The organism is Achromobacter sp., from assembly GCF_036567245.1.
Classification (GTDB): Bacteria; Pseudomonadota; Gammaproteobacteria; order Burkholderiales; family Burkholderiaceae_B; genus Achromobacter.
Genome location: NZ_DATCUY010000567.1, coordinates 1 through 4,802 on the forward strand (window position 1 = coordinate 1; position 4,802 = coordinate 4,802).

Annotated in this window: 5 protein-coding genes; 2 read left to right on the plus strand and 3 right to left on the minus strand. The window is 65.6% G+C overall.

Annotated features, from left to right (window positions below; all coding sequences use genetic code 11):
* Together VIR09_RS23920 and VIR09_RS23925 are read left to right on the plus strand one after the other, a co-directional pair.
* Positions 1 to 160, plus strand: a 160-nt coding sequence (locus VIR09_RS23920) for a citrate/2-methylcitrate synthase (RefSeq protein WP_332015109.1), incomplete at its 5' end; no start/stop codon positions are given.
* A gap of 80 nt (positions 161 to 240) precedes the next feature.
* Entirely contained in the window at positions 241 to 1,371 is a 1,131-nt protein-coding gene (locus VIR09_RS23925) for a hypothetical protein (protein ID WP_332015106.1), read from the plus strand.
* Positions 1,372 to 1,398: 27 nt separating this feature from the next.
* Here the strand turns inward: VIR09_RS23925 and VIR09_RS23930 are convergent, their stop codons facing one another.
* The 3 genes from VIR09_RS23930 to VIR09_RS23940 form a co-directional block, all read right to left on the minus strand.
* A complete protein-coding gene (locus VIR09_RS23930; RefSeq protein ID WP_332015107.1) occupies positions 1,399 to 1,851 on the minus strand; it encodes a DUF2214 family protein in 453 nt (150 codons plus the stop codon).
* Positions 1,852 to 1,985: 134 nt separating this feature from the next.
* Positions 1,986 to 4,283: an NADP-dependent malic enzyme gene (locus VIR09_RS23935; protein WP_332015108.1), complete on the minus strand. Its 2,298-nt coding sequence runs from the start codon at positions 4,281 to 4,283 to the stop codon at positions 1,986 to 1,988.
* A gap of 190 nt (positions 4,284 to 4,473) precedes the next feature.
* A partial coding sequence (locus VIR09_RS23940; RefSeq protein ID WP_414639461.1) for a transketolase-like TK C-terminal-containing protein occupies positions 4,474 to 4,802 on the minus strand: 329 nt, incomplete at its 5' end.

Below are 4,802 nucleotides of genomic sequence, written 5' to 3' on the forward strand. Positions count from 1 at the left end.
GACCTCGCTGTTCACGGCCATCTTCGCGCTGGCCCGCACGGTGGGCTGGATCGCCCAGTGGAACGAAATGCTGTCGGATCCCGATTACAAGATCGGCCGTCCGCGCCAGCTGTTCACCGGTTCGGTCACGCGCGACGTGCCGCCGATGGACAAGCGTTGATACGCTGTCTGGCCTGAACAAGAAACCGCCTTCGGGCGGTTTTTTGTTGTCTGCTCGCCGGGCGGCAGCGGCGGGACGATTTGGCGTTTATCATCCTGGCCATGATTCCGATAGCACTGCCTTCCGCTGGCTTCTACCTATTCGTTTCCCTGGGTTTTCTTGCGGGCCTCGCGCTGCTCGGTTGGGCGCTGGTCCTGGCCGTCAGCGCGGGGGCGCGCCGCAAGGTGCGCAAATATTGGAAGACCTCCGCGCTGGTGCTGGTCGTGCTGGCCGTGCCGTTCGCCTTCTATGCCTGGGTTCAGACGGTGATCTGGCAGATCGAGCGGGAGGGCGCCCGGGCCGAGGCTGCCCGCAATGTCACGTTGCAGGAAACCGCCACGGTGGGAGGCGTCGCCATGCCCGCCGGGACGCGTTTGAAATTGCAGGACGAAGGCCAGCTGGAAACCTATCTCGAAGCGGAGTTTCCGCAGCCTGTGGCCATGTACGGGGTGCTGGCGTCCAGCGCCCGGCGCTATCTCAACACGGATTACGACAGCGAAACCTACGCCTTGCGGGGCCGCTACCCGCGCAACGTGATCCTGCGCGGCGCGGGTAGCCAGGCGGTGTTGGGGTGGCAGTGCGACGCCACGCAGGACATCGAATTCGAGGTCGCTAGCGATGGCGCCATGAAGGCATTCGACAAGTGCGTGCTGGGTCCGGGCAATCGGGTCGAGACCCTGGACCTTGCGCCCGGCTCCATCGTCTACGGCTCGACCGGCACCGTCTACACCGATGGGTCGAGCGATCCGGATCGCTGGCGCATCGAGGTCAAGAACCCGGTGGCGGTCAGGATCTTCGGGCTGCCGTTGAGCGAGCCCAGGTTATACCTGGACGAGGCACGGCGCCTGTTGCGCGTCAGCGATGCGGAATTGGCCTGCCCGACGCGGTTCGGCGGCGTGAGTTATGCCGCCGGCACCCAGGTCAAGACGGTGCGGCGCGGCCGCGGCGATGAACGCGAGCCGTATCCTGGCGTGCTGGCGCTGAGCCCCTGGGACGGCCAGGCCGCCCGGCGCGATGGCGAAGCCGACGTACCCGAGGGTATGTCGGTGATGCAGACGCTGGCCGGCGAGGTCGTCGGCGTGGTCAAGAACGATACGGTGGGCGTGTTTCACTTCGCCACCATCATCGTGGGCGACGAGGAACCCGAGGTGAGCCGCGCGTCCTGCCCGTGAGCGACGCGCGGTCCCGCGGATTCAGTCTTATGCGCCGATGCCGCGCGCCATCAGCACGGCGAACAGCGGCAGGAAGATGAACAGGTGCGATTCGATCATGACCCAGCGGCGGGCGCGCTTGATGTCGGCCGCGGGAGGCACGAAGCCCGGCTGCTGGCGGGACTGCTTGGCCCAGCGCAGGAAGGCCATCGTGGGCGGGATCGAACAGAGGCCGATGATGACGAAGAGCGTGATCTTGGCATGGAACCACGGGTTGCTCATGTAGAACGCGGCGCCTTTGGCGCCCAGCGTCAAGCGCAGCACGCCGGTGATGAGTACCACCACGGCGCTGAGCGCATAGAGGCGGTCATAGATGACCAGGCGCTTGAGGCCGTTGGCGGTGAGATCGGGCCGCAGCAGCACGGCTTCGGCCGTCAGGACCACCACGAGCAGGAAAATGGCCAGGTAGTGAAACCAGGCATACAAAGCGTCGGACAGCATGTTGACTCCAGAAAGCAAGGTCGAACTTGGTTTTTACCATCCGCGCGGGCTGGGGGGCTATCGCGGCGGCGTGCGCGTCCACAATGAAAAAGAGCGCCCCGAAGGGCGCTCTTCGCCTTAGCGGCGGTCGATCATCAACGACGCTTCTTGGCGGCCTCGGCGGCTTCCTGCTGCGCGTCCACCACGGCCAGCGCCGTCATGTTGACGATGCGGCGCACGGTGGCGCTGGTGGTCAGGATGTGCACGGGGCGAGCCGCGCCCAGCAGGATCGGACCCATCGCGACGCCATTACTGCCGGTCATCTTCAGCATGTTGTACGTGATGTTGCCAGTATCCAGCGTGGGCATGACGAGCAGATTGGCGCGGCCCTTGAGCGTGCTGTCCGGGTAGGCCAGGACGCGGATCTTTTCCGACAGGGCGGCGTCGGCGTGCATTTCGCCGTCGACTTCCAGGTCGGGAGCGCGGTCCTGCACCATCTGGCGCGCGGCGGCCATCTTGCGCGAGGATTCGGTCACGCGGCTGCCGAAGTTGGAGTGCGACAGCAGGGCGATCTTCGGCACCACGCCAAAGCGCAGCATTTCGTCCGCGGCCTGGATGGTGATGCTGGCGACTTCCTCGGCCGTCGGATTCTCGTTGACGTGAGTGTCGGTCACGAACAGCGTCTGGTCGGGCAGCATCAGCACGTTCAGGGCGGCGTAGGTCTGGCCTTCCTTCTTGCCGATGATTTCGTCGATGTACTTGAGCTGGTTGTCGTACTTGCTGGCCACGCCGCAGAGCAGCGCGTCGGCATCGCCGCGGCGCAACAGCATCGCGCCGATCAGCGTGTTGTGCTTGCGGATCATCGCCTTGGCGATGGCCGGCGTCACGCCTTCGCGGCCCTTCAGCTGGTAGTACGCGGCCCAGGTTTCGTTGAAGCGGCTGTCGTCTTCCGGATCCACGATCTCGAAGTCCTGGCCGGCCGCGAGGCGCAGGCCGAACTTCTTGATGCGCATCTCGATGACGGACGGGCGGCCGATCAGGATCGGGAACGCCAGCTTCTCATCGGCCACGGTCTGCACCGCGCGCAGCACGCGCTCGTCTTCGCCGTCGGCGTAGATGACGCGCTTGGGCGCCTTCTTGGCCTGGGCGAACAGCGGGCGCATCAGCTGGCCCGAGTGGTACACGAAGCCCATCAGCTTCTGGCGGTAGGCTTCGATGTCTTCAATGGGACGGGCGGCCACGCCGGAGTCGGCGGCGGCCTGGGCCACGGCCGGCGCGATCTGGACGATCAGGCGCGGGTCGAAGGGCTTGGGAATGATGTAGTCCGGGCCGAACGACAGTTCCTGGCCGGCGTAGGCGCGGGCCACTTCGTCGTTCTGTTCGGCCTGCGCCAGTTCGGCAATGGCCTTCACGCAAGCCAGCTTCATTTCTTCCGTGATGCGCGAGGCGCCGGCGTCCATGGCGCCGCGGAAGATGAAGGGGAAGCACAGTACGTTGTTGACCTGGTTCGGGTAGTCCGAACGGCCGGTGGCGATGATGCAGTCCGGGCGAGCGGCCTTGGCCACTTCGGGACGGATTTCCGGTTCCGGATTGGCCAGCGCCAGGATCAGCGGGCTGGCGGCCATGGTCTTGACCATGTCGGCGGTCAGCACGCCGGCGGTCGAGCAGCCCAGGAACACGTCGGCGCCGTTGACCACGTCGGCCAGCGTGCGCGCGTCGGTCTTCTGCGCGTAGCGTTTCTTGTTGACCTCCATGTTTTCATCGCGGCCGTCCCAGATCACGCCGCGCGAGTCCACCACGTAGATGTGCTCGCGCTTGACGCCCAGGTGGACCAGCAGATCCAGGCAGGCGATGGCGGCGGCGCCGGCGCCCGAGCAGGCCAGCTTGACCTGGCCGATGTCCTTGCCCACGACCTTCAGGCCGTTCAGGATGGCGGCCGACGAAATGATGGCGGTGCCGTGCTGGTCGTCGTGGAAGACGGGGATCTTCATGCGCTCGCGCAGCTTCTTCTCGATGTAGAAGCACTCGGGCGCCTTGATGTCCTCGAGGTTGACGCCGCCCAGCGTGGGCTCCAGCGCCGCGATGATGTCGACCAGCTTGTCCGGGTCGTTCTCGGCCAGTTCGATGTCGAAGACGTCGATGCCGGCAAACTTCTTGAACAGGCAGCCCTTGCCTTCCATCACGGGCTTGGCGGCCAGCGGGCCGATATTGCCCAGACCCAGCACGGCGGTGCCGTTGGTGATCACGCCCACCAGGTTGCCGCGCGAGGTGTACTTCGAGGCGGCGTCCTCGCCCTGGTCGAAGATGGCCATGCAGGCGGCTGCCACGCCGGGGGAGTAGGCCAGGGACAGGTCGTCCTGGTTGGCCAGGGTCTTGGTCGGGGTGACCGAGATTTTGCCGGGGGTGGGATAGGCGTGGTAGTCCAACGCCATTTTGGTGAGGGTTTCGTCCATGGGATACAGGCCTTGCGGGCGCTAAATGGAAAGGAAATCGGATTGCAAAAAGCGGGCTCGCGGCCCGCCGTATTTTCTGGGAAATGCTTGGGAACACCCGTATTTCAACAGAAAGCGCGGGTGCTTGGTTGTTGCGCTGCAGCGAATGGACGATTTTGCGCAAAACCTCGCTGCATTGCGGATTGCAATCCTATAGCTCCCAAGGCGGCGTCTGGCGTGCGCCCGCATTCAAGCGGGCGCGCAACGCCTTGGCATCCTCCTGGCGGTCCAGGCTGTCCAGCGCATGCAGCACGATCCAGTCCGCGCTGACCTCGAAGAAGTCGCGCAGCTGGGCGCGCGTGTCGCTGCGGCCGAAGCCGTCGGTGCCCAGTGTGCGGTAGGGGGCGGGCACCCAGGCGCGAATCTGTTCCGTCACGGCGCGCACGTAGTCGCTGGCGGCGACGACTGGAGCGCTGCTGCCGGCCAGGCAGTTCCGGACCCAGTCGACGCCAGCCGGCAGGCCCAGCGCGCGGGCGCGTT